This window comes from bacterium, from assembly GCA_035419245.1.
In the GTDB taxonomy this organism is placed as follows: domain Bacteria; phylum Zhuqueibacterota; class Zhuqueibacteria; order Residuimicrobiales; family Residuimicrobiaceae; genus JAKPUX01.
On sequence record DAOLSP010000002.1, the window covers coordinates 431946 to 458112 of the forward strand.

Below are 26167 nucleotides of genomic sequence, written 5' to 3' on the forward strand. Positions count from 1 at the left end.
GTGAAAGCTCATTGCAGGATCAGGACTGCCAACAAGCCGAGAACCAGCAAGGCGGACATGCCCAAATGGATTTGCACATTCCAGCACGCCGCGGTCTTGAGTTCCTCCGGCTGGTCGTGGTAGCGCGCAACCTGCTGCCAGGTGCGCGGCAGAAGGGCGTAAGGCAACAGGGCTGCGAGCAAAGGCCAGCCGTGCGGCAGGACGGCCATCGCCAGGATGAGCAGGTTGACGATGAGGAGGAGATGAATCAGCAGTAATCCCCACCGTCCGCGCCGGCTGCCCAGGCGCGCAACCAGGCCGTGCTTGCCGGAGCTATAGTCGGCCTGAAGATCGATAAGCTGCCCCATCCAGAGAATCGAGGCCGTACTGAGTCCGGTGACCGGCATGGCGGTGAGGAGGTACGGGTGGAAGAGGATATTTTGGCTTATGGCGGCAACCAGGATGGCCATGGGCCCGAAGGCGAACCAGACGGCCACTTCGCCAAAGCCGCGGTAGGCCAGTTTGACCGGGGCGGCTGTGTAATACTTGCTGAAAAAGGCCGAGAGCAGATAGAGGCCTGCGAGCCAGGGCCAAAGGTTTTTGCGGGTAAGAAAGAGGAGGAGCAGAACCGCGGCCCCAGCGACAATCAAAGCGAACCGGGCGACACGGTACATCCCGGGGAGCAGATCGGGGTGCTCAAGCAGAAAACCACTGCCGCCGCTGAACTCGTTGCGGTGCAGGTTGATACGGTCGGTCCCTTGCAGGGTATCGAAGATGTCATTATAGACATTGGTGGCCGCATGCAGCGCGACACCCATCACCAGCACGACGGCGAAACCGGCCGGAGAAAAATGGCCGGAGGCGATGACCGCCAGCAGGGTGCCGGCGCAGAGGGGAGCGAGAATCGAGGAGAAAAAAGGCGCCCGCATCAGGGCGAAAAGACCGGGCCTTGTCGCTACCATGGTGTGTACTCCTGTCTGGTTGGCTGCTCTCTTCTTAACAGCGGTTCGCTAAACTGCATTCCTGAACCGAGTGAATTTATTTCCTCGCCTGAAGCTCCGGATCCTGGCAGGGCGCATTTGGGGAGCCGAATTCCGCTTAATTTTTTCGATCCAGACGATAAGTTCTTGCCTGATATCCTCTTTTTCCCTATACTTTAGGGATTGAAAACAGGCTTCCGTACCTCCCACGGAGACGTGCGCTATGGATTTTCCCATTTTCCATCTCGATTTCATCGGCGACCGCATGCTCATTGCCATCACCGCCATCGTCCATGTCATCATCAACCATCCCATGGCGGTGGGGGCCATCCCGATGGCGACGCTGCTGGAGTGGATCGCCTACCGCAAAAAATGGGCGGACCTGGACCGGCTTGCCTACAAGATCACCTTTGTCTTTTTTGTCATCACCACCTCGCTTGGTGCGATGACCGGCGTCGGCATCTGGTTTACCACCTCGCTGGTCAACCCGGATGCCATCGGCAGCCTGATCCGCGTTTTCTTCTGGGCCTGGTTCAGTGAATGGGTGGTCTTTTTCCTCGAAGTGGTCTTCATCATGGTCTATTTCCTCACCTGGAAGCCCTGGAACAGAGCGAGGAAGCGGCTGCATCTCTGGACCGGCTTGTGCCTGAGCCTTTTCTCCTGGCTGACCATGGCGATCATCACCGGCATCCTTGGATTCATGATGAACACCGGCCGGTGGATGCCCTACAGCCATGAATGGGTGCCCGAATCGAGCCTCTTCATTGCCTTTTTCAATCCCCTTTATCTGCCGCAGCTCATCTTCAGGACTTCCGTGGCCTTTCTGGGCGCAGGACTCTTTTTTCTCTTTCTCATCCCCTTTTTCACCAAGCGCACCGCGGAGGTGCGCGGGCGCGCAGTGCGCCCGATCAGCCTCTGGGTGTTGGGCTGGCTGCCGGTCGCCATCGCCGGGGCGTTTTTTTACTGGCACCGCATCCCGGTCTACATGCAGGCCAACGCCCCCGTCGCGCTGGCGACGCAGGATTTTACCCGATGGTACCAGACCATCCTCTGGTTTCTCTTCGGCATGGCCGCGATCGTCCCCCTGGCCGCCCTCTGGGGCGCCCTGAAACCGAAAAAGCTGCCGGCCGCCGCCCTGGTCATCCCCTTCATTGCAGTCGCCACGCTGCTCGGCACCTTCGAACGGCTGCGCGAGTTTGTACGCAAGCCCTGGATCATCCAGGGCTATCTCTATGCCAGCGGCCTACGCGCCCAGGATTACCCGCTCTACAAGGAGGAGGGCGTGCTTTCCCGGGCTACCTGGGTGCGCCATCATCAGGTGACCGAGGAGAACAAACTGGAAGCGGGGGGAGAGGTCTTTATGGTCTCCTGCAGCCGCTGCCACACCCTGAGCGGGGTCAACAGCGTCCGCACCCGGTTTCAAAAGCTTTTTCCCGCCAACAAATGGCAGGAGGATCAACTCGCCGCCTATATCAGCACGATGCATAATGTGCGCATTTTCATGCCGCCGTTTCCGGGAAATGATGCGGAGCTCAAGGCCTTGAGTGCCTGGCTGACCGCCAATCAGCATCTTGCCCTCCGCGCAGAGGGGGGGCAGACCGCCTTGCTGCCCAATGCGCCGGTGTTGAAATAGCAGCGCGGAACAGCGCAGTGCGTTGCCACGGCGTCCGCACCTCTCGATCTGTGCGCAAGAAGCTCACTTTTGAATCAGGACCTATCCATGAATCCTCTGACTGTGCCTCATGACATTCCCTTGCAGTTACCCCTGCCTGCGGGGCTGGTCAAGCACCTGCTGGTACTGCTCTTTCTGGTTCATATCCTCTTTGTCAATTTCATGCTCGGCGGCCAGACTCTGGCGGTGCTTTTCGAGTTCGCCGGACTCTGGCGAAAAAAATACGACCGACTCGCTTATGAAATCGCTTCCACGGTCACGGTGAACAAAAGTCTCGCCGTGGTCCTCGGCGTGGCGCCCCTGCTGGCCATCAATGTGGCCTATACCCTTTTTTTTTACTCCTCGACGGCCTTGATAGGCTTCGCTTGGATCATGATCATCCTGATGGCCACGGCTGCCTTTCTCCTCACCTACCTGCATAAATACACCTGGGAGCGCTGGGGCGAACGCCATCGGGCCCTTCATTTGACCGTCGGCGCGGCGGCGATGGTGCTTTTTTTCAGCATCGCCCTGGTCTTCATCACCAACATCAATCTGATGATCCTGCCCGGCTGGTGGCCGCGCGTGGCCGGTTTCCTCTCGGCGTTGCTGCTCCCGAGCGCCCTGCTGCGCTATCTCCACTTCATCCTCGCCACCCTGGCCATTTCGAGCCTGTTCGCAGCGGGCTGGTTCGGCCGTTCTGGTTTCGCGATGGAACGATTGCCCGGGTTTACCCGCGGCGAGGTCATCACGCTCTTTTTCCAGATCGCTTTCCTGATCACCCTGCTGCAATTCCTCGCCGGACCAGCTTTGCTGCTCTCCCTGCCGGTGCAGGGCCACTCCCTGACCGTTTGGCTGCTCTTTCTCACCGGCGCAGCGGTTGCCATGTTCCTCGCCTGGCTGCTGTGGCGGGAGGTGGATCGGCCGCATGAGGTGTTGCGCGGCAGCTACTTGGCCCTTCTCGCCCTGCTGACGGTCACAGCCCTCTTTATGGCCTACGGCCGCCATTTTTACCGCGAGCGCGCCGTCGCGCCATACCATCAAGCGATGCTGGCCAAGACCGAGACGATGATGTGGGATTCGCGCGCCGCCGCCTCCCGGGCGCGTATGGGATTAACCAAGGTCGTCTATGCCTCCGAGGGGGAGAAGGGTTTCAAGACCAGCTGTGCCGCCTGCCATGGGGCGACCACGACCATCGTCGGACCACCCCTCACCGAGGTGCGCACCCTTTACGCCGGCAAACCCGATGCACTGATCGCCTGGGCCAAGGCTCCGGGTGTCAAGCGCGGCGGAGCGCCGATGCCCTCCTTCAAGCATCTGCCGGACCAGCTGCTCCACGACATCGCAGAATATATCCTCCGGGGTCAATGAATGACGCAGTGAAATAATTCTCCCTGGACCACTGTTATGCACAATGATATTCATCTGAGAAGGGAAATTATTTCATGCGAAGTCGGATTCCGTTCACACTCGTACTGCTTTTTGCCGCTGGTAAGCTACTGGCGGATCCTCTTGAGGTGCAGCGCTTCGGCCGGATCACCGGCCATGTCCATGATGCGGTCACAAAAGAGGCGCTCATCGGCGCCAATGTCCAGGTGGTCGGCACAACACTGGGGGCGGTCTCGGCCGCCGATGGCACTTTCACCATCGAGCGCGTGCCCGAGGGCATGATCGCTCTTCAAGTCTCCATGATCGGTTACAAACCGGTCATCCAGCCTGACCTGATGGTCACGCCCATCAAACCCCTCGAGGTCAATATTGGCCTCAATCAAACGGTCCTGGCTGGCGCCAGTGTCACGATCAAACCCAGCTATTTTGAATCGGTCAGCGACAAACCGCTGAGCGTCCAGACCCAATCTTATGCTGAAATCCGCCGTCTGCCCGGCGGCTATGAAGATGTGGTGCGCGCCATTTCCATCCTCCCGGGCGTAGCTCAGGCCCAGAATGGCCGCAATGACCTGATCGTGCGCGGCGGTGCCCCCTCCGAAAACCTCTATGTCATCGACGGCGTTGAGGTCCCCAACATCAACCATTACGGCACCCAGGGCGCCACCGGCGGTCCCCTGAGCTTTGTCAATCTCGATTACGTTGAAAACACTACCTTTTCGACGGGCGGCTTTGGTGTGCGTTACGGCGACCGTCTCTCGTCGGTGACCAATATCGAGATGCGCAAGGGTCGTGAGGACCGCTGGGGCGGCAAGGGCACCATCTCCGCCTCCCAGTTCGGTCTCAATCTCGAGGGCCCGATCTCGGAGAAGGGGAGTCTGGTCTTTTCCGCCCGGCGCAGCTATCTGGATTTTATTTTCAAGGCGGCCGGCTTCGCCTTTGTGCCGGAATACTGGGATTTCCTCGTCAAAGGCGATTACAAACTGGGGCCACATGACCAGCTCTCACTGACCGCCCTGTCCGCCATCGATAACGTCAAGCTCTTTAACGATACCGCCGAAAAGCGCTACGACAACTCCCGGGTTGTCAAGACCGACCAGTATGAGGCCGTCGCCGGTCTGACCTGGCGGCATCTCTTCACGTCGGGTTACACAACCCTCAGTCTCAGCAACAACCGGTTCCGCTATGATTTGCTGCAGTCCGACACCACGCAAAAGTCGATCTTCAAGAACAACTCGCTCGAACGCGAAACCTTGCTGACGGCTAATCTGGTCCTCAAACCGGCGCGGCGCACCGAGGTGACCCTGGGCGGACAGGCGCGTGCTGTGCTCTTCGAAAGCGCCATCGCCGTTCCGCCCTTCACCAGTCCCTTCGGCCAGCTCTTCAGCATCGATGCCACGCTGGATACGACAGCGGTCAAGGGATCGACCTGGCTGCAGCTGGTTCAGAAAAGCGGTCCCTTCAGCCTAACCGTCGGCGGCCGCTACGATTACTTCAACCTGATCAATCAGGGATCGGCGTTCTCGCCCCGCGCTTCCCTCGAATACGCATGGGGCCCGCTAACGCGACTGAGCCTGAGCGCCGGACGCTACCATCAGGCGCCCGCCTATATCTGGCTGGTCGCCAATCCGCTCAATCGCCGCCTCCGGCAGATCCGGGCGGACCAGTTCATCCTTGGCGTTCAGCATCTCCTGCGCGATGACCTCAAACTCAATCTCGAGGGCTATTACAAAAAGTACAGCCGCTACCCGGCCAGCACCCTGCAGCCCTGGCTGGTGATGGCCAACACCGGTGCGGGCTATGGCGGTGCGGAGGAGGGCTTCGCCTCCTACGGGATCGATCCCCTAATCAGCGAGGGGACCGGCTGGGCGCGCGGCATCGAACTCTTCGCGCAGAAACGGTTGTCGCAGGCTCCCTGGTACGGCCTGCTCAGCGTCAGCTATAACGAGGCGCAGTTCAAGGGTCTGGATGGCATCGGACGCCCCGGGAGTTTTGATCAGCGCTGGATTGCCAACCTCGGCGGCGGGTGGATCCCCAACAGCCGCTGGGAGTTCAGCACCCGGTTCCGGCTGGCTACCGGCCGGCCTTATACGCCCTACAATGCCGACTATAGCAGGTCGGGCGGCTTGTACAACACAGTCCGTATCGGGGTGAATCACTCCCTTGATCTCCGCGTCGACCGCCATTGGCAGACAGGCGGGATGGGTCTGATCACCTTCATCGATATTCAAAACATCTATAACCGCAAGTTCAAGGATGTGCCGCGCTGGAATGCCTTCAAAAAAGAACTCGACGAGACCTCCAGTATCGGCATTCTGCCGACTATCGGCATCAGTGCTGAATTCTAGGTCAGGTCGTAAAAAAAGCCCGGCTGCAGCCGGGCTTTTTTTTGCCCACCATCAGCGGCGCCGGTCGAGTACGGCAGGGAGCGCGGAGGCCAGGTCAGGGTGGTGGAAGTGAAAACCGGCTGAAGTGAGGCGGGCCGGGAGGACCCGGGCGCTGCTCAGCAGCATCTCCTGTGCCATCTCGCCCAGAGCCAGGCGCAGCGCGAAGGCGGGGACGTTGAAGAGGACGGGGCGGTGGAGGGTGTGAGCGGCGATGCGGGTGAACTCGGCGTTCGTTACCGGCGCCGGAGCGGTGACATTGACCGGTCCGCTCACTCCAGGCGTTTCGATCAGGAACGCCAGGGCGCGGTGGACATCGGTCATCGTCACCCAGCTCCAGTACTGTCGGCCGCCGCCGAGCTTGCCGCCGACGCCCCCGCGCAGCAGCGGCAGCAGCCGCCCCAGCGCACCGCCGGACGGATCGAGGATGATCCCGAAGCGGCTGTGCAGGACCCGGATCCCGGCCTGGCGGGCGGGCTCGGCCGCACTCTCCCAGGCTGCGCAGACCTCCGCGAGAAAACCACTGCCGCCGGCCGACGATTCATCCAGCACCTCCTCGCCGCGGTCGCCATAGAAACCGGTCGCTGAAGCGCTGATGAAGACGGCCGGCGGCCTCTGCAGCCGGGCCAGCGCAGCGGCCACCAGCCGGGTCCCCACCCGGCGGCTCTCCATGATCTGTTCCTTCTTTCGGGGTGTCCAGCGGCCGGCCAGATTCTCTCCGGCCAGATGGATAACGGCATCCATGCCCTCCAGGCCGGTGTGGTCGATCTCCCCCTTGTCTGGATTCCAGAAAATCTGCCGGGCGGAGTGCAGCGGCCACTGCCGCACCAAAGGATGAATATCGTGTTTTTGCATTTGCAGATAAGCGGATAATCCGGCTCCAATCAGACCGGTCGCGCCGGAGATGGCGATTTTCATGGTCACCTCGCGTGAAGCGGTGTATGACGGCGTCGTGCGGGACGCTTTCGCCGAAGGACAGGGCTTAAAACAATATATAACAAATTGTCCGGCCAATTGCAAAAAAAATCTTGATTCGCATCCGATATATTGCATAATTGTAGCCACTGATAAGAATGCCCGCTCCCGCCTCTTTACTACGGGAGCGATGCCGTGAAGCCCACTTCGGACATTTGAAAATGAGCGCCAGCCCGATACTTGAAATGCGCCACATCCGCCGGGTTTTCCCCGGTGTCGTCGCGCTGGATGACGTTCACTTCGATCTCTTTTCGGGCGAGGTGCATGTTCTGCTGGGTGAGAATGGCGCCGGCAAATCCACCCTGGTCCGGATCCTCAGCGGAGCCCTCCCGGCTGGCAGCGGCGAAATCCTCCTCGACGGCAAAGCGGTCCGCATCGATTCCGCACGCCGGGCGCAGCAGCTGGGCATCGCCAGCATCTATCAGGAGCTGAATCTCATCCCCGCACTGACAGCCGCGGAGAATATCTTCCTCGGCCGGGAGCCGCAGCGATATGGCCGCATCGATCAGCGTGCGCTGAACGAACGCGCGCAGGCCTTCCTGGACGAGCTGCATGCGGGCATCGACGCTCGCAGCCGCATCCGCGATCTGGGCACCGCCCAACAGCAAATGGTTGAGGTGGCGCGCGCCCTCTCGCTGCAAGCACGCATCCTTATCATGGACGAACCCACCTCGGCCCTGACCGAACAGGAGATCGCAGCGCTTTTCGCCCTGATCGGCCGCCTCCTCAAGAACGGGGTTGCGGTGATCTATATCTCCCACCGCTTCGAGGAACTCTACGAAATCGGCAACCGCGTCACCATCCTGCGCGACGGCCGCTTTATCGCCACCCGGTCGGTCGCCGGGAGCTCCCGGGAGGAACTCATCCGCCTGATGGTCGACCGCAAGCTCGAGGACTTTCCGCGAGTCAAGACCACCCGGGGCGAGGAAGCCCTGCGCGTCGAAGGCCTCAGCCGCAGGGGCGTGCTCGACGATATCTCCTTCACGTTGCACCATGGCGAGGTGATGGGCATCGCCGGGCTCCTCGGCTCCGGACGCACCGAGCTGGCGCGTGCGATCTTCGGAGCCGACCCGATCGACCGCGGCCGCATCCTGGTCCACGGACGCGCGGTCCGCATCCCTTCGCCGCGGGTGGCCATCCAGCTGGGGATCGGCCTGCTGACGGAGGACCGTAAGCACCAGGGGTTGGTGCTCGGCCTCCCGGTCACCGACAACATCACGCTGCCGAGCTTGAATGCCTTCTCGCGACTGGGATGGATCCGCCGCAAAGCAGAGCATGCTGCTGCAGCGAACTACGCCGGGAGGCTGCACATCCGCGCCCTCAGCCTCGGCCAGCCGGTCCGCTATCTGAGCGGCGGCAATCAGCAAAAAGTGGTGCTGAGCAAGTGGTTGTGCTCACACGCAATGATCCTTCTCTTCGACGAGCCGACGCGCGGGATCGATGTGGGGGCCAAATTCGAAATCTATCATCTGCTGAACCAGCTCGCCGCTGATGGCGCCGCCATCCTGATGATCTCCTCCGAACTGCCGGAGATCCTCGGCCTGAGCGACCGGATCCTGGTTATGTGCCGCGGGCGCATCGCAGCCGAGTTCCCCACCGCGGCGGCGACACCGGAAAAGATACTGAGTTACGCTCTGGGAGAAAACTGAGTTGCGCACGAAATGCCTCGTTTTGCACTACGGCCGCCAGTTGGGCACTCTGATGGTGCTCATCCTCCTCTCGCTCCTGCTCTGGGGGCTCTCCCCCCATTTCATGACTCTTTCCAACGCCCTGAATATCGCCCAACAAACCTCCATCAATGCCATCATCGCCGCCGGAATGACCTTTGTGATCATCAGCGCCGGCATTGATCTCTCCGTCGGTTCGGTCCTGGCGCTGGCCGGCGTGACGATGGCCAGCAGCCTCAAGGTCGGTGCGCCGATCCCATTGGCCATCCTGCTCTGCCTGGCGATTGGATTCCTCTGCGGCAGCGTCAACGGCCTGCTCGTCGCACGCGGCAAGCTGCCTCCCTTCATCGCCACGCTGGGCATGATGAGCATCGCCCGCGGCGGCGCCCTGATCTTCACCGATGGCCGGCCGGTCTCGGGCTTTGCCGAGGGATTCCGCACCATCGCTAATGGCGAATTCCTGGCCGTGCCCATCCCGGTTTGGGTGATGCTGCTGGTCTATTTCGCCGCGCACCTGGTACTGGGGCGGACCAAAATGGGACGCTATACCTATGCCATCGGCGGTAACGAGGAGGCCGCGGTGCTCTCCGGGGTTAATGTCCCTTTTTACAAGACCCTGGTCTATGGGCTTTCTGGCGTGCTCAGCGGACTCGCGGCGGTTTTGCTGACGGCCCGTCTGAACTCGGCCCAGCCCATCGCCGGCATGAACTACGAACTGGACGCCATCGCTGCGACGGTGATCGGCGGCGCCAGCCTTTTGGGCGGAGAGGGACACATCACAGGCACTCTGATCGGGGCTTTCATCATGGGGGTATTGCGCAACGGACTCAACCTGCTCGGCGTTTCATCGTTCGTGCAGCAGACGGTGATCGGCACTGTGATCATTGTCGCCGTGCTGCTCGATATGGCGATCAAAAAACGCCGCATCTGACCGGAGAATGGTAATGGAAAAACGCGTTTTGTTGCTGCTTCTGTTGGGCCTGCTGACCGGCTGTCAGCAGCAGCCGAAAGGGAGCGGCGCCCCCGCCGTAGCCCTGGTCATGAAGACTCTCAACAATCCCTTTTTCGTGGAGATGCAGCAGGGAGCAGAGGAGGCGGCCGCCCGGTTGCAGGTGCAGCTGATCGTCCAGGCGGCTGAGCGTGAGCTCGATGTCGAAAAGCAGATGCAGATCATCGAGAATCTCATCCAGAGGAGGGTCGCCGCGATATGTCTGACCCCGTCCGGCTCCCGCGAGGTCATCCCCGCCATTTGCAAGGCCAACCGCGCCGGCATTCCGGTGCTGATCATCGACTCGGGGGTCGACTCGGCTGCGCTGGCCGAGGCCGGCGGCAAGGTGGCTACCTTCATCGGCTCGGACAATTTTGAGGGCGGCCGCCTGGCGGGGCAGATGGTCGTCGACAAACTCGGTGGCAAGGGGAATGTGGCGATCCTCGAGGGCATTCCGGGGCACGAGACCGGCGATTCGCGTTTGCGGGGATTCCATGCCGCGATCGACCGGGTGCCCGGCATCCGGCTCGTCGCGTCCCAGACCGCCAACTTTGAGCGGGATCAGGGCTACACGGTCTTCCAGAATATTTTGCAATCTCACCCCGAAGTGCAAGCGGTCTTTGGCTGCAACGACATGATGGCGCTCGGCGCTATCGAGGCCATCGCCGCGGCGGGCCGGACGCAGGATATCCTTGTTGTCGGTTTTGATGCTATCACCGATGCCCGCGAAGCCATCCAGGCGGGTCGAATGGCGGCTTCGATCGCCCAGAATCCGCGCGCCATGGGCAAGCTGGCGGTTGAAAACAGTCTCCGCGTGCTCCGTGGTGAGCACCTTCCGGCTGTGATCCCGGTCCCGATCGAACTGGTGCATTAGCCCGCTCTCAGGCTGCCTCCGAGGATTGGAGCAGCGATTAATCAGGAGAGTGCGGCGCCGATGGCGGTGGCATACTCCGCATCCGCGGGATATTCGAAGCTGACGGGGTAGAGGCGGGAAATTTCGCCGAGGATGTTCTGGCCGATCCGGTTGTTGCTGCCGTTGCCGGTGACCACGACCATATCGTATCCTTTCCCTTGCGCGGCGAAGACGGCGAGCATGCCGATGACCTGATAGGTCAGGTTGATCAGGCCGAGGGCGATATCCTCCGGATGGGCGGTATCGAGCATCTTGCCAAAGTTGGCCGCGGTCGCCTCCTTGTTGAGAAAACTGATGCGGGCGTCGGTAATGTCGCCGATCAGCAAGTCCACCTGCCGCAGTTCCCCCTTGCCGGCCAACTTCATGATATGGGCGAAATCGGTGGTCTTGAGCAGCGCCTTGGACAACCCGATGATCGTCCCGCCGCCGATGCCCGTTCCGCCAAGGTGAGTAATCCGCTCTTTTGTAGCCTCGATGAAAGCGGTCCCGGTGCCGATGTTGGCGATGAGCACCCGTTCCCGCTGCTGCAGGAAGAGGGCGCCTTGGCCGATGGCGGTGATCTCATCGACCTTGCTGGTCGGAATGGCAAAGATATCGCCGTGGATCTTGCTGGCGCCTACCCCGGTGATGATGATCCGTTCGATCTCGCGGATCTGGACCTCCTTTTCCAGCGTCAGTTTGCCGATGATGCCGGTTGCGGAGGTGATGGCGTCGATGGCCCGGGTTTTCAGCCGGCAGAGGATGCCGTCCGCGGCCATCGCGACGGCTTTGGTGGTGGTGCTGCCGATATCAATTCCGACGATCATGTCGACTCCTCAAGCTTGCTTTTTCGTCCCCGGCGCATCTGTAAGGTATTCCCTCATTTACAGCGTGCGGCCCGAAGCAGTCCGATGATTTAGACGGGGCGGAATTGCTGTTGTCCGGGGCTCGAACCGCCCCTAGCGCAGCAGCAGCATTTTTCCGGACGATTTTTGCTCTCCGAAGCGGAGGGTGAAGAAATAGAGCCCGCTGGGCAAGGCGAGTCCGGCACCATCGCGGCCGTCCCACCGAAAGCGGTGCTCGCTGCCGGCGGGGAGGGCCTCGAAGCGGCCCACCTCGCGGCCGAGGGCATCGGTGATCAGGAGCTGCAACCACTCGCGAGGGTGTGATGCCGGCAGCAGGCAGAGGATGGAAGTGGAGGCATTGAAAGGATTGGGCCAGGCGCCGGCCAAACGAAACCGGTCCGGTGCGCTCTCGCAGCGCGCTTCGACTCCGGTTGTCAGGGTAAAGTCGATATAGTTGAGGTTGAATCCTCCCCTTGAGGCTTGGATGCGCAGGGTATGGCTCCCCTGGGTAAGAGCGGCCGTAGTGCTGATGCTCTGCCAGATTTGCCAGCCGCCGGTGACCGGCAGGTCGAGTGTGGCGAGCAGGCTGCTGCCATCGATCACCTTGATCTGGCCGGACTTGCTTTCCGCGGCAACGCGAAAATCCATCCGGTAGCTTCCCGCCGTCGCCACTTCGACCTGATAGACCAGGTAATCCCCGGTATCGATATAGCCGACATTCAAGCCGCCGCCTGTATCCGTCGTGTTCTCGGTCTGCACTCCCTGCATCAGGATATAATCCTCCGCCTGGATCCGGCCAGGCACCGGGTCCTTGCCGGCGATATCATTGCACAGGTTGTAAACCGGCTGGGCTGCGAAGGGTGCGAGCTGGCCGCCGTCGGCGCTGCGCACCATACTGCCATTGTAGACCACCTGAATCACATCATGCTTGACCACGGCATGGCCGAGGGCGAGGCGAAAAAGGGTGGGATCTTTCGGGTCGCGGGCGATTCCGGTGATGCCGCTCAAGCCCCAATTGACCAGGACCGTCCACTCCGCCGGGGTGCTGGCGGCGGGATCGGCCATCGCCTTGTTGAAGCCAACCAGCACGGTATCGCCGGCCGTATTGACCGATGCCGCATAAAACTCCGGAGCGCTGCCTGGATCGGAATCGGCGAGGCGGGTTATACCGTAGCCGTAGGGGTAGAGGGGCCTATAGGGATCATCACCGCAATTGATCGGGATATCGCCCATGACGCGCGGCCAGGAGTGCGGGAGCTTGCCGGAGGGTGGGTAGCTGCCGAAGAGGACGTCGGTGATGCCGCGGGCCTCGGTGCCGGGGAGCCAGGCGGCGATGAGGACGTCCGCCCAGGGCAGGATGGAATCGATGAGCATCGGCCGGCCAGAATAGAGGAGGACCACGGTCTTCAAGCCCGCTTTCTTCAGTGCCCGCACCGGCTCGACGATTTTGGCGGCGAGATGGAGATCGTTCCTGTCGCCCTGGCCCTCGGCGTAGGGGGTTTCGCCGATGACGGCGATGCCGAGGTCAGCCCCCTCGGCTCCGGAGCCGTCGAGGGAATAGGTGAACTGGACCGCCGGGGCCTCGGCGCGCAGAGCCTCGAGCAGGGTGGTGCCGTCGGTGATGTCGCCGCTGGAGCCCTGCCAGCTGATGGTCCAGCCGCCGCACTGGTTGCCGAGGTTGTCGGCGCCGTTGCCGGCTACGTGGATGCGCCGGGCGCTGCGGGAGAGGGGCAGGATCCCGTCCTTTTTGGCAAGCAGCACCAGGGATTCGCGCACGCAGGCGCGGGCCACCTCGCGGTGGGCGGCGCTGCCGATCGCCGCGGTGAGAGCCGGATCGGTCGAGGCATCCTCGAAAAGCCCCATGCGGAATTTGACGGTGAGGATGCGGCGGACCGCATCATCGATGCGCTCCAACGTCACCTCTTTGGCGTTGACCGCGGCGGTCAGCTCGCGGATGAAATCGCGGTAACTGTCCGGCACCATGCCCATGTCGACGCCGGCGTTGACCGCGGCAACGATCTGGGCATGATAGGTGCTGCCCGGCAGCCGCTTGATACCGTCCCAGTCCGACACGACAAAACCCTTGAAGCCCAGCTCACCCTTGAGCACGGTGGTCAGCAGATAGCGGTTGCTGTGCATTTTGGCGCCGTTCCAGCTGCTGTAGGAGGGCATGATCGTGGTGGCGCCGGCCGCGATGGCGCGGGCGTAGGCGGGGAGGTAGAGGGCGCGAAGGGTGGTCTCATCGCACACCGTGTTGCCCTCGTTGACGCCACCGCTGGTGCCGCCATCACCGAGATAGTGCTTGGCGCAGGCGAGGATGCGGTCGCGCCGTCCCAGTGTGTCGCCCTGGAAGCCGCGGACTTGGGCAACGCCCATCATCTCCGCCAGCTCCGAGGTCTCGCCGAACGCCTCATAGGTGCGGCCCCAGCGCTCGTCGCGGGCGACGGCCACGCAGGGGGCAAAGGTCCAGTCGATGCCGGTTCCGGCCACCTCAAGAGCGGTGATTTCCGCGGCCCGGCGCACCAGGGTGGTGTCCCGGGTCGCGCCTAGGCCGATGTTGTGGGGAAAAATGACTGCACCCTTGACGTTGTTGTGGCCGTGCACGGCGTCGATGCCGTAGAGGAGCGGGATGGCCAACCGGGTGGAGAGGGCCTGCGATTGCATCCGATCGTACATTTCCGCCCAGCCCGCTGGGGAATTGTTTTCCGGGGCCGAGCCGCCGCCGCTGAGTACCGAGCCGAGGTAATATCCGGCGATGTCGGCCTCGCTAGCGAGACCGCCGCGGTCAGCCTGGGTCATCTGGCCGATTTTTTCGGCCAGGCTCATGCGGCCGAGCAGATCCTCGACGCGGTCAGCGATCGGGGCGCCGGGATCGAGGTAGATCTGGGAAGCTGCTGGCAAGGCCAGGCTGATGAGGCAGAGTAAAGCGGCCTGAACGGCCTTTCTATACCTTTTATGCATAACCGGTCTTTCAGTATTTGAATGAAGGCGGGATCGTCGATTTTGCCGCGGTGCCGTTTTGATCACCGGGCCGTCGGATCGCAATGGTTCGGCGGATTACTCCCGGATCTTGTCCTATGCCGGGAATTTACTTTACTTGACCCACGATCACCGTGTAATTTTTTCCATATTTTTTCGCACATTTGGGGCAGGTCGTATACCACATGTACCATTTCCGGACCTCCAGCCCCTTGTCCTTGGCCCGTGCGCTGAAATCTGCACACCATTTCCCGGTGTCCCGAAAGGGTCCTTCATAGACTTTAGTCATGAAGGATCCGGTCAGGGTGGTATTTTCTGCACCGGGGATCTCCCGGTCAACGGCGAGATAGACATCCATGTTCCATCTGGAGGTGTGATCGGACAAGCAAAGGCTGTGGGCAAAGGTCCCGCCCGCTGCCGTCACTTTCTCATCCAGACGTTTCATGACCGAGCCGAAATTGAGCGGCATGAAGAAGAAGGTGCGAACCTTCTCCTTGATGAATTTTTTATCCGACCATTCCATCATCTTGTCCTCCCAAGGATCCGGGTCGAATTTCGGACAGCAGGTTATCTCGTCCATAGGTTTCTCCATGAAAGATTGCGTTCTATTCCAATAGGCAACGAGCCCCGGCGCCACCTCGGCGGCGGGTTTCCTGTTCAATAAAGGTGCAGGGCCATCCTGCCGCCCTATCGGCCGGCCGCGGCGGTACAGCTCTCTACTCCGGGCTGAAGCGATGCGCCGCTTTCATTTGTTCCAGATGGCTCAGGAGATAAGCCCAAAGGGCCTTCGAGCCGTCCGCGACCAGGGCGGCGTTCAGCGCCACCACCCGGTCAAAGGAGATGCCGTTTTTTCTCCAGGTCTCACCGCCATGGTGGATGTTCTGCAAAATCGGCTCGGCGCGGTCGATGGCATTGGCGTAGCGCGCCTCGGGCGTCGAACGGGCCTCGAATTCGCGCAACAAGGCGGAATACTCTTCCTGCCGGACTGGTCCCAGCAGGCCAAGAAATGCCTGCGCGGCTTCCATCTCCCTGCGCTTGTGATCCTCATTCTTGGCGTAGACGATGGTATCGCCGCAAAAGATCTCCCCCAGATCGTGTAGGATAAGCATCTTCAACACAGTGGCGATGTTGACCGCCTCGTTGGCATAAGGCTGCAGGGTGATGGCCATGAGACCGATGTGCCAGGAGTGCTCGGCATCGTTTTCGAAGCGCTCATTGGAAAAGTTCCGCGTCTTGCGGAAGATATTCTTGAGCTGGTCTGCTTCCTTGATAAATTCGATGGCTTGATCCATCCGGCTGACAGCCTCCTTTTCCTGATACCGGGCAAGTGCCGGTTCGATGGGTTATTTACATTACAAAAAAGAAGTGTGGCATGCAAGGAAAAACCGGGAGCACGACGCATGGCCCCGGTCACCCGTGCCGTTCCGGCGCGCCGAACGCGCTTCAGGCCCCGAGTTTCTCCGCTGCCAGGACAAAGAGGGGAAAATGCCGCAGGACGCCGCCGGCCATGCGGGGGATCTCGTAGGCCGTCTCGAAACGGATGTTGACAAAGCCCGCCTTCTCGACCATGTGGCCGAGTTCAGCTCGGTCAAAGCCGTGGTGGCCCGTAAAATCTCCGCTGTGAAAGGAGCCGTCCTCGCGATCGAGATCGGCAATGCAGAGCCAGCCGGGTGCCACCAACATTTCGTTGAACTTGTCGAGGATGGCCGGGATATCAGGGATATGGTGCAGGGTGAGGAGGGTGAAAAGCAGGTTAAAGCGGTCCTCCGGCAGGGGGTCCGTGAGCAGATCAAGTTTCATGACCCGCATATCTTCGTCCAGACCGGCATTGGCAATCTTGGCATCGGCCACCGCGAGCATGCCCGCGGAGGTGTCGGCGAGGACGATGCCGCCGATCCATTGCTGGAGTGCAAAACTGAGTAACCCGGTTCCGGCTCCGTATTCCAGGCCGTACATCATGGGATCCAGGGGTACCATCCGGGCGATGGTGTCGGCCACAGCGCGGGCGCGCTCGACTCGGATATGATCATCGTCCCAGGTGCGAGCGCGGGAATCAAAATCGGTCATTGTTCTCTCTTGGCTCTTTTCTGCCAGGACCGTCATGGCGGTGATAAATACAGGGCGATGCAGCGCTGTCAGGATTGCACCTTTTGCCGACGTGGCAGGAAGAAAACCGCCAGCGCCAGCAGTACGATCCCGACGGTGGTGAGCGCCACCATCCACGGGTGCGTCCTGCGGCTTTGCGCCCACATGGTATAATCGGCGAGAAAAAACTGCTTGGCGGAGACCGGCCATGCGATCCCGGATGAATCATCGGCCTGGCCGTTGCTCGACTGGATTTTTCCCGGCATCACGACACGGTTGAGATATTTCGCATGGCGCACATCGTCGTCAAACTCCAGTTTCTCCTCGATGACCTTGTAGGTGGTATCCAGCGCGGGTTGGAGGCGACGGACCGCGGGCGTGCCGAGAATCCGCTCGCAAGTAGCTACGATAGCATTGAGATCATCCTCCTTGGCCGAATCGATCAGGGCGGTGCGCAGCCGCTCTTTACGGGAGGCGATCCAGGCCGGGGTCAATCCGGGATCCTGCAAACGCGCGGCATGGTTCTGCAGCGACTGGTAGAACTCTTCAAATACTCCGGCCATCAGCCAGCTCTCCACCTTTTCATCCAGGGTATCATCGCTGTCGGGTGCGGCGATCCAGGCGGCGAGATCCTTTTCACTCAGATAGCCTGACCGGGGCGGCAGCTGATAAGGATTGAAGGCATGGTAGGTTTCGCGGTACTCATAGCTAGTATAAAACCAGCGAAATTTTTTCCTGACTTCCACATCGATCCGGACCTGCCAGGGACGGGCACTGGCGCGATTGTAGAGCGCTTGCAGCTCACCGGCGGAAGTAAAACGCTTGCGCGCAACCGTTTTGGCATCCCGCCCCTCCTTGGCGGCCGGCGTCGTGGAGATGCTCCAGGTGGAATCGACCGGCAGGGTGAAGCAGCTTTTCGAAAACCGGCCCGGCTCGCGGTTGAGGACGATTATGCGCTCAATGCTGCCATCGGCGAAGATCCGCGTCGTGGTCTCGATCTCTTTGCAGTTTAGGAGGATAGAGGCCAGGAGAGATCCGCCGACAAGGAGACGCTTCGCTTTTTGCATGTCTATCTCCTGATCGCTGTAAGGTCCGGACTCAATGAGGCGTTTCGCGCCGAGTGGCCGAAGCTCCCGTCTCGGTGCACGGGATCGCATGGGCCGCTGCAAATTCCTTCAACAGCGACTTGAGGCGTCGGTTTTCGCCATAATCGAACGCAGACATCGCAATGGCACGGCGGGGGTCCGTTTTCAGAAAGAGATCCACCCGGGATGGATGAATTTCGAGGTGATCGATTTCGTTTGAGGAGAAGGAACGCCGTTTTTCCAGAAAAGCGGGCTTGATCGCCACCCCGGCCTCGCCCAGCTCGACACGCGGGACGCCGCTGCGACGGCTATAAATCAGTAACGTGATGCCGGCGATGACAAACACCAGCAAAAAGGCGGCGTAGAGAAGGGCCAGGGGACGCCGCTGCAGGATCATCAAGATGGCCTGGCTGGCGAACACCAGCAAGCTGAAGAGATAGGCGATGATCAACCACTTGTTGGTGGCTTTTCCCTTGTAACCGAGGTATACGGTTTCTTCCATGGCGGGCCTCACGGTGTGGTTTTCTCGCGAACGAATCCGATCGACTCCAACCCATGATCCAACATACAGCAAATTTGTACAACGGTCAAGGGAAAAAATCGCTACAGCGGCGGCGCGGGTGGGCGCCAGAGGCGGGGCAACCCGGGCAGGCCAACCCTAACTCTATTAGCTTAAGCTTGGGTGCGGCTAAGAATTTTTATAAAATATGAGAATTTCCTTGCTATTCTAATTACCATTTTGTACTTTATTTTAGTAATCGTCTCCGCAGTTGGGCCGCTTTCTGAATTCGGTAACCAGACTCTCGATTATACCCGCAAATCCATACGAATCGTGTCGGTGAGCTCTAATAAAGCTTCTGGTGCGATTTTTTGTTTTGGGGCAAAGAGCGGCCTCGAGCGGAACCAGCAGTAAACGTTTTAAGGAAAGGTTGAGTCGATGGAAACCGGTACTGTAAAGTGGTTCAACAGCTCCAAGGGGTATGGCTTTATTACGCGCGAAGCCGGCGATGACGTCTTCGTGCACTACAAGAACATTCAGGGTGAGGGCTACAAAACCCTGGATGAGGGTGATCAGGTGCGGTTTGACGTCGGCCAGGGCCCAAAGGGCCTCCAGGCTACCAATGTCACCAAAGTCTGACTTGACATAGCCCTCCTTTTCGCAGCCCCGTCTGCAAGCAGGCGGGGCTTTGCTGTCTTGGCCCTTTTCCGCCCGTCATCTTCTCATCCCCTTCAGATCGTTTCCGCAGCCGGCCCGATGAGGCGCAGGCTGTCGAGTCGCAGCCGCGCTTCGAGCACCGATTCCTCCAGCAGGGTTTCCTCGGTGGCCAGCGCGGCCATCCGCGCGGCGTTCTCCGGGTCATCGGCCGGCGCCAGCTCGCGCAGCCGCCCGATCTCCTGCTGCAGCGCTTCGTGCAGGCGTCCGGCCGCAGCCGCGATCAGAACCGATCGCCGCTTCTCCGCCTCCCGCTGCGCCGCGTCCAGCAATCCGGGAAGCAGCGTCTGCTTGAAGGAATCGGCTGCGGCGAGCCGGGCGTGGGGGTCGTTGCGTACTGATGTGGAGAGCGAGTGCATCGGCCAGGCCGCGGTGCACTCTTGCAGATTCTGATCAATGACGACGCGGATCGGGGTCGGCGGCAGAAAACGGTCGGGATGGACGCGCTGGTGGCGGATGCATTCAAGCAGGAAGAGGGCCTCGAACAGGAGTTCTCCTTCACCAAGATCCGTCATCAGGCAGACCGCGCAGTTGCCCTTCTCATGGCCGAGAAGGAGATCGATGGCGCCGATGACCATGGGGTGGTCCCAGGTCAGGAATTCGATCGCTTCGTGGCTGAGGGCGGTGCGTCGGTCGAAGGTCACCACCAGCTGTTCACGTTTGAGGGCGGGGAGGGGGAACTCGGGCTGTGAAAGGAGGGAGAGGTTGAGCTGGAAGGTGCGCCGGCCGATCTCCTCGGCGAGGATGCCATAGAGGTCGAAGAGTTTCAGCATGAATTTATCCAGCTCGAGCGACTCGTCCATGGTGGCGATGTTCTCCTGCAGGGCCCGCGCCGCCTCCGGCCGGCAGGAGTTGAGCGCCAGCAGGCGGTCCTGCCCCTTTTGCAGCACTGCGGCGATCTCGACGCGCAACGCGCATGTTCTTTGAATGAACGCCTCTAGACCATCCAGATCGGCGGAGACGGCGCGTTCGGCCAGCTCTGCGCCGAGGGTGGCATGTATTTTCCAGGATCCCGGCAGGTTGGAGGCAAAAGCGTTCAGTCCCTCGTGGTGCCAGCGGGCGATCACCTCCTGGCCGCTGCCCTCGAGATAGGGGACGAGGATGTCGATCGTCTCCGTCTGGCCGATGCGGTCGAGTCGGCCGATGCGCTGCTCGAGCAGTTCGGGATCGGGCGGCAGATCGAAGAGGAAGAGCGTGTGACAGAACTGGAAGTTCCGGCCCTCGCTGCCGATCTCCGAACAAACCAGCACCCGCGCCCCCTCCGCCTCGGCGAACCAGGCGGCCTGGCGGTCGCGCTGCAGCAGCGAGAGCTGTTCATGAAAGAGGGCGATGCGGATGTTGATCAGCTTCTGCAGGGCGGCTGCGACGGCCACCGCCTGGCCGGCGGTGTGGCAGATCAGCAGCACCTTGGTGCGGCGGTGCTGGCGCAGATGCTGGGCCAGCCAGACCAGGCGCGGATCGTCCTGATAATCCATGACGCCCGCAGCGGCGGAGTCGAGAAATCCCGAGATCTCCCGGGCCGCCCGTTCCCGATCCGCTGTTCCTCCCGCCAGCGGGATCATTGTCACGCGCCGCTCCGGGAATCCGCTCATTTCCGCCCGGCTGTTGCGAAAGACCGCACGCCCTGTCCCCTGGCGATCGACCACTTCGGCGATGAAGGCTTCGCGAGCCGCTGCATCCTCGCGCAGCCGCCGGACGAGGTTGCTCCCTTCGCGCGCAGCCCAGGAGGGGGCTAACTCCGCCAGCCGGCCCGCCTCGCGCGACGTCAATCGGCTGCCATCGAGGATCTTGTTCAGCAGGGCCGCCCGCCCGGCATAGGCCTGCTCCTCCGCCTCAAAACGCTCCGGATCACTGTATTTGACCGGATCGAGCAGCCGCAGCCGCGAGAAATGGCTGGCGTGTCCCAGTTGCTCGGGCGTGGCGGTTATCAGCAGCACGCCGTCCGCAGCCGCGCAGAGAGCGCCTGCCAGATCATAGGCGGGACCCGGATCGACCAGATGATGCGCCTCATCGATCACTACGATGTCCCAGCCCGCGGAGACCGCCTGTTCCGCCCACTCCGGATGACCGGTGAGAAGGTCGATTGAGCAGAGCACCAGTTGCTCCTCGAGAAACACATTGGTCCCGGGCTGGCTTGCCAACAGGGATTCGATGTATTCCACATCGAAAATGCGAAAGAGGAGATTGAAGCGGCGTAGAAGCTCAATGAACCACTGGTGCACCAGGGGATCGGGAAGCGCGATCAGGACCCGCTCGATCCGGCCGATGGCCAGGAGGCGGTGGAGAATCAACGCGGCTTCGATGGTTTTGCCCAGGCCGGTCTCGTCGGAGAGGAGGACGCGGGGATGTGGCCGGGAAGAGACGGTCGCAGCTACATAGAGCTGGTGCGGGATGAGGTCTATGCGCCCGCCGATAAGGCCGCGCAAGGGGGAGTGGCGGTAGCGGTAGCGGGCCAGGTGGGTGCGGTACCGCAAAAGATAGTCCGAGTTGGAATCGATATAGAGGTTGATCAGCCGGTCGCGCGGGGTATTGATACGGATGGTGTCGGCCAGCATCTCTTCGCCGGCGCCCATCTGCTCACCGCTGTAGCGCATCAGACCCTCCGCTTCCACGGCATCCAGGATGCGGAAGGAGGTGCCATCGCGCAGGGTGATCGTATCCCCCGGCTGAAAGCGGATGCGGCGCAGCGGGGCGGAGGCGATGGCGAAGCAGCGGGTGCAGCCGCTGGCGGGAAAATCAATAGTCACGACGCGGCGGTGGACTGCCGTGACGCTCCCCAGGCCCAATTCGGGCTCCATCTCACTGATCCAGCGCTGGCCGATCCTGAACATGGTGATGCGGACTCTCGCAATGATAAGGTGCACGCTTCGGGGTGGCGCCGGCAGCACACCCCCGGCAAGCACTTAGGGATTCACGTAGCGGTTATGGAAGGCGATCCACTCCGGCAACACCTCATTGAGCAGATTCTGGGGCGGTAGAAAGGCGATGCGCAGGTGATGGGTGCCGGACTTTTGTCCGAAACCCTGGCCGTTGACGGTACAGATCCCGGTCTCCTCGAGCAGGTTCATGCAATAGTCGAAATCGCTGGTGCCGGCCGGCAGCTGCTCCATCTTCGGGAACAGATAAAGCGCGCCGATGCGGCCGTAACAGCGCATCCCCTCCATTTTAGTGAAAGCCCGCTTGATGGTCAGGGCTTTTTCGTAAAGCTCCTCGAGGATCTGTTTTCTCTCCGCCTGCATCTGCAGATGGACGGCCGAACCCTCGCGCGGCGGCGTCACCATGAGATAGGTGAGCACCTGGCCGACGGTATTCGAGCAAAGGCTGACCGAAGCCTGCTTGACCAGGAGGTCGATGAAGGTGTGCTTGCTGTTTGCAATCCGCGGCGCGTTGCGCACTTCGAGATAGCCGCCGCGGTGACCGCACTCGCCGAAAAAGCCCTTGGAGATGCTGTGCAGGCTGAAAAGGGGTATTGGATCGTCACCGACCAGGCGGGCGAAGGAGGTGAAGCTGCCGTCGTAGACATTTTCCTGATAAACCTCGTCTGCGATGATCGCCAGCCCGTTTTTGGCGGCGAACTCGATCACCTCGCGCTGGCTGCGCTCGCTGAGGATGGCCCCGGTCGGATTGCCGGGATTGATCACCACAATCGCCTTGACCTGAACCCCCGCACCCTGCGCCCGCACGAGTGCCTCCTCGAGCATCGCCGGCTCCAGGTTCCAGTCGGCCTCCTCATCGGGATAGTAATTGACCTGGTTTCCGCCAAGCTTCTTGATCGCCGCCGAATAAAGGGGATACTGCGGAATCGGCACCATAATGCCGTCCTTTGGGCCGGCGATCAGCATCTCGAGGATGTATTTGACGCCCTCGCTGGCGCCATTGGTCAGGAAAATATGATCGGGATCGGCTGGCACCCCCTGTCCCGGAACGACGCCATCACGTCGGTCGATGAAACGGGCGATCGCCTCACGGATGAAGGCGGGACCGCGGCTCTCGGTGTAGGCTCCCATGCCCGACTCCATCTTGTCGACAATGGTTTGCGCCTGATCGAGGAGCTCCGCCGCCAAGGCCGGAACACCCGGTGCCGCCAGCGCCTGCAGCTGACGCTCGCGCTCCAGCCGGCCGGGATCCTCGACCAGACTGAGGACCTGGCGCAGGTACGTCAGCGGTTTTTGCCCGAGCGCCTGCGGATTGCCGATGTTGCACAGGATCACACGGCGGCCCTGTCTTTTCATCTCCGCAGCGCGCGCTGGGATGGGACCGCGCACCGCATATTCCATCTCGATGATATTGGGATTGACCGTCGTTTCGGTGGCGGATCGGGACGGCATAGAGACCTCCGGAAAGTGACGTTATATCAAAGACGGCTCTCGCCGTCCTGCAATATTCCGGGGCCAATATAGCGCAAATTCGCATATAAAACAAGATTTTTAAGCGGCGCTTTCCCGCTTGACTCTCTCCCCGATCCTGAGTAAATTGGAGCGATATGGACCGCACGATTTGAAGGAGGACCAAGGTGGCCCAATCCATAACAGCGATGAGAGCGGAGATCGTCGAGGCGGGACGGCGCCTCTGGAGCCGCGGCTACGTTGCCGCCCATGACGGCAATATCAGCGCCCGCATCGACGCCCGTCGCGTGCTCATCACCCCCACAGGCGTCAGCAAGGGCTTTATGAAACCCGCCGATCTGATCGTCGTCGATCTCGAAGGGAAACCTCTGTCCGGTACCCGCAAGCCGAGCTCGGAACTCTCCCTGCACCTGGCGATCTATCGGGAACGACCAGACGCCGGCAGCGTCTGTCACGCCCATCCTCCGATTGCCACCGGCTTCGCCGTGGCGGGCCTGCCGCTCGACGCCTGCATCCTGCCGGAGGTCGTCATCGCTCTCGGCAGCATCCCCATCATTCCCTATGGCACCCCCGGGACGGCTGAACTCTATGCACCGCTCCTCGAGCGGCTCAAGGAGCATGATGCCTTCCTGCTCGCCAACCACGGCGCGGTCACGGTCGGCGCTGATATCTATAATGCCTACTACAAGATGGAGACTCTCGAGCATTTTGCGCAGATCAGTCTGACGGCCCGCCAAATCGGCCGGGTACGGGTGTTGAGCGAAACCGAGGCCGAAAGCCTCTACGCCCTGCGCGAGCGTTTCGGCGTAACCGTCACCGCCAGGGGCAAAGCGCGGAAACGCTGAGGCTCCCGAAATAAAAAGCCCTGGCGGTTGGGCCAGGGCTTGGGCAGGGCACTGTCGCGGCGTTCTCAGCTCTTGATGTTCGGCAGCTGCAGCCCATATCCCTTTTTGCTGTCCTCCATCTTGAGCAGGAAAGCGAAGATCAACGAGAGCACGCCGATTACGGCGAAGAGGATCATAGGCAGGGTGTAGCTGTAGACCGTGGTCGTCACCCCGTTCACGGTCGATTGCGATGCGATGCAGTAATGATCGAGGACCCAGCCGATCATGGCCGGGATGAACATCAAGGCGATCATATTCTGAATCCAGAAAACCAGCGCATAGGCGCTGCCCAGCCGCTTCTCGGGGATAATTTTAGCCAGCGAGGGCCACATTGCCGAGGGCACCAGGGAAAAAGCGATTCCGAGGATGATCATCAGCAGCACCGCCACGGTCCAGTGGCTGAAGGCGGGCACGGCGAAGAGCGAGTGGACCAGGATGATCAGCACCGCACCGAGGATCATAATCGTCGCCCCCTTGCCCTTGCGGTCATAGAGATTGCCGAAGAGGGGGGTGAGCAGGATCGTGCCAAAGGGCAGCAGCCCGGGAATCAGCCCCGCCAGGTTTTCGGAAACGTGATATTTGTTGATCATCAAACCGGTTGCGTATTTAAGGAAGGGAAAGACGGCTGAATAAAAGAGCGCGCACAGGATCGCCAGATACCACCAGCCGCGGTTGCCAATGATCGCGCCGATGTCGCTGAGATGAAACTCCTCGTCGGCCTGTTTTTCGGATCCGCCGTGGAGCGTGGCCAGCGAGGCATCGAGCCTCTTATCGTTGAAGGTATAGACGAAGAAGGCGAGTAGGCCGATGCAGAGCATCACCAGGCAGATGAGGAGGGGGGCGCTGACCGTATTGAAATGCTTGGAAATCGGCAGCGAGGTGGAGAGGGCCAGAGCAGTGCCCATGCGGGCGATGGCCAGCTGCAGCCCCATGGCCAGGGCCAGCTCATGCCCCTTGAACCACTTGACGATCACCTTGGAGACCGTGATGCCCGCGACCTCGACGCCGACGCCGAAGATGGCGTAGCCGAGGGCGGCCATCCATACCTGCGCCGGGAAGGTCCAGAAGAGGATGTGCCAGCTTTGACTGGTGAGGCTTTGGGTGGTGATCGCCCAGTACTTGATCAAGGCGCCGCCGACCATGACGATGGCGGCGGTCAGGCCGGTGAAGCGCACCCCCATCTTATCGAGAATGATGCCGCCGATGATGAGGAAGAAGAGAAAGACGTTGAACCAGCCGTAGGCGCCCGTGTACCAGCCGTAGTCGGTGGCGCTCCAGCCCAGTTGTTTCTGCAACATGACCTGCAGGGGGGCCATCAGATCGGCCATATAATAGCCCGCGAACATGGTAAAGGAGACGATAAGCAGGGCGGTCCAGCGTGCCCCTTTGGAGTCACTGAGCAGACGGTGCAGTTTTTCAGCCATAGGTCGTTCTCTCGGGAAGAGTTGAAAAATTTTATAATTATAACCAAATTGGCGCAGATTTGCAAGTCAATTCTCAGGCACCCCACGAGAAGGGGACGATAATACAGAGGATGGTCTATGCCCCGCTGGCTGAACACTCGTCCCCACCTCGACAATGGGCATCCCGGCCTGACTCGGACCCGACTCATTCTCGTCATCACCTGGAGATCAAAATCGGGGCGTGACAGGATGATGTATCAGGATGGGAGTGTAAAAAGGGGGCGTGTTAGGATCGAGATCTGATGAAATGAAGAAGAAATGCGCATCCTGTTCTTGCCGCAAACAACCCGGCAAGGTACATCCAGCCGTGCGCGTAGATTGTAAGCCATGGCAGGAAGGGGTGAAATTACACAAGGTGTTCATAG

General features: G+C 60.9%; 20 protein-coding genes. 8 read left to right on the forward strand and 12 right to left on the reverse strand.

Features of this window, described 5'->3' with window-relative positions:
* Window positions 1–8: 8 nt before the first annotated feature.
* Window positions 9–941 carry a prenyltransferase gene (locus PLH32_05565; GenBank protein HQJ64064.1) on the reverse strand — a complete coding sequence of 311 codons (933 nt, stop codon included), beginning with the start codon at window positions 939–941 and terminating at the stop codon, window positions 9–11.
* A 241-nt stretch (window positions 942–1182) separates the two neighbouring features.
* Between PLH32_05565 and PLH32_05570 the strand changes: the two genes are divergently transcribed.
* The 3 genes from PLH32_05570 (at window position 1183) to PLH32_05580 (ending at window position 6344) form a co-directional block, all read left to right on the forward strand.
* The gene (locus PLH32_05570; GenBank protein ID HQJ64065.1) at window positions 1183–2592 is read left to right on the forward strand and encodes a c-type cytochrome; all 1410 of its coding nucleotides are present in this window, start codon (window positions 1183–1185) and stop codon (window positions 2590–2592) included.
* Between the two features lie 87 nt (window positions 2593–2679).
* Window positions 2680–3981 carry a cytochrome c gene (locus tag PLH32_05575; protein ID HQJ64066.1) on the forward strand — a complete coding sequence of 434 codons (1302 nt, stop codon included), beginning with the start codon at window positions 2680–2682 and terminating at the stop codon, window positions 3979–3981.
* A 74-nt stretch (window positions 3982–4055) separates the two neighbouring features.
* Window positions 4056–6344 carry a TonB-dependent receptor gene (locus PLH32_05580; protein HQJ64067.1) on the forward strand — a complete coding sequence of 763 codons (2289 nt, stop codon included), beginning with the start codon at window positions 4056–4058 and terminating at the stop codon, window positions 6342–6344.
* 51 nt (window positions 6345–6395) lie between these two features.
* On the opposite strand, the gene PLH32_05585 is transcribed toward PLH32_05580, so the two are convergent.
* Window positions 6396–7298 carry a TIGR01777 family oxidoreductase gene (locus PLH32_05585; GenBank protein ID HQJ64068.1) on the reverse strand — a complete coding sequence of 301 codons (903 nt, stop codon included), beginning with the start codon at window positions 7296–7298 and terminating at the stop codon, window positions 6396–6398.
* Window positions 7299–7540: 242 nt separating this feature from the next.
* Between PLH32_05585 and PLH32_05590 the strand changes: the two genes are divergently transcribed.
* From PLH32_05590 to PLH32_05600, 3 genes are read left to right on the forward strand one after another with little or no spacing between them, the layout of a single operon-like run.
* Window positions 7541–9004 carry a sugar ABC transporter ATP-binding protein gene (locus PLH32_05590; GenBank protein HQJ64069.1) on the forward strand — a complete coding sequence of 488 codons (1464 nt, stop codon included), beginning with the start codon at window positions 7541–7543 and terminating at the stop codon, window positions 9002–9004.
* A 1-nt stretch (window position 9005) separates the two neighbouring features.
* Window positions 9006–9953 (forward strand): ribose ABC transporter permease, encoded by a 948-nt coding sequence (gene rbsC, locus PLH32_05595; GenBank protein ID HQJ64070.1) that lies wholly within the window; start codon window positions 9006–9008, stop codon window positions 9951–9953.
* Window positions 9954–9966: 13 nt separating this feature from the next.
* The gene (locus PLH32_05600) at window positions 9967–10884 is read left to right on the forward strand and encodes a sugar ABC transporter substrate-binding protein (GenBank protein ID HQJ64071.1); all 918 of its coding nucleotides are present in this window, start codon (window positions 9967–9969) and stop codon (window positions 10882–10884) included.
* 41 nt (window positions 10885–10925) lie between these two features.
* Here PLH32_05600 and PLH32_05605 read toward each other — a convergent pair whose 3' ends face one another.
* The 7 genes from PLH32_05605 to PLH32_05635 all read right to left on the reverse strand — a co-directional run bounded on the left by PLH32_05605 (window position 10926) and on the right by PLH32_05635 (window position 18398).
* Entirely contained in the window at window positions 10926–11729 is an 804-nt protein-coding gene (locus PLH32_05605; GenBank protein HQJ64072.1) for a pantothenate kinase, read from the reverse strand.
* Between the two features lie 132 nt (window positions 11730–11861).
* Window positions 11862–14708, reverse strand: coding sequence for a glycoside hydrolase family 3 N-terminal domain-containing protein (locus PLH32_05610; GenBank protein ID HQJ64073.1), 2847 nt, complete (start codon window positions 14706–14708; stop codon window positions 11862–11864).
* Between the two features lie 127 nt (window positions 14709–14835).
* Window positions 14836–15306 (reverse strand): hypothetical protein, encoded by a 471-nt coding sequence (locus tag PLH32_05615; GenBank protein ID HQJ64074.1) that lies wholly within the window; start codon window positions 15304–15306, stop codon window positions 14836–14838.
* 136 nt (window positions 15307–15442) lie between these two features.
* Entirely contained in the window at window positions 15443–16018 is a 576-nt protein-coding gene (locus PLH32_05620) for an HD domain-containing protein (protein HQJ64075.1), read from the reverse strand.
* A gap of 151 nt (window positions 16019–16169) precedes the next feature.
* Complete coding sequence (locus tag PLH32_05625) at window positions 16170–16793, reverse strand: methyltransferase domain-containing protein (GenBank protein ID HQJ64076.1); 624 nt, start codon at window positions 16791–16793, stop codon at window positions 16170–16172.
* A gap of 68 nt (window positions 16794–16861) precedes the next feature.
* Window positions 16862–17878, reverse strand: coding sequence for a hypothetical protein (locus tag PLH32_05630; protein ID HQJ64077.1), 1017 nt, complete (start codon window positions 17876–17878; stop codon window positions 16862–16864).
* A gap of 31 nt (window positions 17879–17909) precedes the next feature.
* Window positions 17910–18398 carry a hypothetical protein gene (locus tag PLH32_05635; GenBank protein ID HQJ64078.1) on the reverse strand — a complete coding sequence of 163 codons (489 nt, stop codon included), beginning with the start codon at window positions 18396–18398 and terminating at the stop codon, window positions 17910–17912.
* A 435-nt stretch (window positions 18399–18833) separates the two neighbouring features.
* Here PLH32_05635 and PLH32_05640 point away from each other — a divergent pair, with 435 nt between their 5' ends.
* Entirely contained in the window at window positions 18834–19034 is a 201-nt protein-coding gene (locus tag PLH32_05640) for a cold-shock protein (protein ID HQJ64079.1), read from the forward strand.
* A 92-nt stretch (window positions 19035–19126) separates the two neighbouring features.
* Here PLH32_05640 and rapA read toward each other — a convergent pair whose 3' ends face one another.
* Complete coding sequence (gene rapA / locus PLH32_05645; protein ID HQJ64080.1) at window positions 19127–21940, reverse strand: RNA polymerase-associated protein RapA; 2814 nt, start codon at window positions 21938–21940, stop codon at window positions 19127–19129.
* 72 nt (window positions 21941–22012) lie between these two features.
* Window positions 22013–23437: an aminotransferase class I/II-fold pyridoxal phosphate-dependent enzyme gene (locus PLH32_05650; protein ID HQJ64081.1), complete on the reverse strand. Its 1425-nt coding sequence runs from the start codon at window positions 23435–23437 to the stop codon at window positions 22013–22015.
* Between the two features lie 185 nt (window positions 23438–23622).
* Here PLH32_05650 and PLH32_05655 point away from each other — a divergent pair, with 185 nt between their 5' ends.
* A complete protein-coding gene (locus tag PLH32_05655; GenBank protein ID HQJ64082.1) occupies window positions 23623–24300 on the forward strand; it encodes a class II aldolase/adducin family protein in 678 nt (225 codons plus the stop codon).
* A gap of 65 nt (window positions 24301–24365) precedes the next feature.
* On the opposite strand, the gene PLH32_05660 is transcribed toward PLH32_05655, so the two are convergent.
* Entirely contained in the window at window positions 24366–25763 is a 1398-nt protein-coding gene (locus tag PLH32_05660) for an MFS transporter (GenBank protein HQJ64083.1), read from the reverse strand.
* Window positions 25764–26167 lie beyond the last annotated feature (404 nt).

Excerpts from the sequence above, each read along its gene's own strand:
- PLH32_05565 (HQJ64064.1), bottom strand. The coding sequence starts at position 941 with ATGGTAGCGACAAGGCCCGGTCTTTTCGCCCTGATGCGGGCGCCTTTT.
- PLH32_05570 (HQJ64065.1), top strand. The coding sequence starts at position 1,183 with ATGGATTTTCCCATTTTCCATCTCGATTTCATCGGCGACCGCATGCTC.
- PLH32_05575 (HQJ64066.1), top strand. The coding sequence starts at position 2,680 with ATGAATCCTCTGACTGTGCCTCATGACATTCCCTTGCAGTTACCCCTG.
- PLH32_05580 (HQJ64067.1), top strand. The coding sequence starts at position 4,056 with ATGCGAAGTCGGATTCCGTTCACACTCGTACTGCTTTTTGCCGCTGGT.
- PLH32_05585 (HQJ64068.1), bottom strand. The coding sequence starts at position 7,298 with ATGAAAATCGCCATCTCCGGCGCGACCGGTCTGATTGGAGCCGGATTA.
- PLH32_05590 (HQJ64069.1), top strand. The coding sequence starts at position 7,541 with ATGCGCCACATCCGCCGGGTTTTCCCCGGTGTCGTCGCGCTGGATGAC.
- PLH32_05600 (HQJ64071.1), top strand. The coding sequence starts at position 9,967 with ATGGAAAAACGCGTTTTGTTGCTGCTTCTGTTGGGCCTGCTGACCGGC.
- PLH32_05605 (HQJ64072.1), bottom strand. The coding sequence starts at position 11,729 with ATGATCGTCGGAATTGATATCGGCAGCACCACCACCAAAGCCGTCGCG.
- PLH32_05610 (HQJ64073.1), bottom strand. The coding sequence starts at position 14,708 with ATGCATAAAAGGTATAGAAAGGCCGTTCAGGCCGCTTTACTCTGCCTC.
- PLH32_05615 (HQJ64074.1), bottom strand. The coding sequence starts at position 15,306 with ATGGACGAGATAACCTGCTGTCCGAAATTCGACCCGGATCCTTGGGAG.
- PLH32_05620 (HQJ64075.1), bottom strand. The coding sequence starts at position 16,018 with ATGGATCAAGCCATCGAATTTATCAAGGAAGCAGACCAGCTCAAGAAT.
- PLH32_05625 (HQJ64076.1), bottom strand. The coding sequence starts at position 16,793 with ATGACCGATTTTGATTCCCGCGCTCGCACCTGGGACGATGATCATATC.
- PLH32_05630 (HQJ64077.1), bottom strand. The coding sequence starts at position 17,878 with ATGCAAAAAGCGAAGCGTCTCCTTGTCGGCGGATCTCTCCTGGCCTCT.
- PLH32_05635 (HQJ64078.1), bottom strand. The coding sequence starts at position 18,398 with ATGGAAGAAACCGTATACCTCGGTTACAAGGGAAAAGCCACCAACAAG.
- PLH32_05640 (HQJ64079.1), top strand. The coding sequence starts at position 18,834 with ATGGAAACCGGTACTGTAAAGTGGTTCAACAGCTCCAAGGGGTATGGC.
- rapA (HQJ64080.1), bottom strand. The coding sequence starts at position 21,940 with ATGTTCAGGATCGGCCAGCGCTGGATCAGTGAGATGGAGCCCGAATTG.
- PLH32_05650 (HQJ64081.1), bottom strand. The coding sequence starts at position 23,437 with ATGCCGTCCCGATCCGCCACCGAAACGACGGTCAATCCCAATATCATC.
- PLH32_05660 (HQJ64083.1), bottom strand. The coding sequence starts at position 25,763 with ATGGCTGAAAAACTGCACCGTCTGCTCAGTGACTCCAAAGGGGCACGC.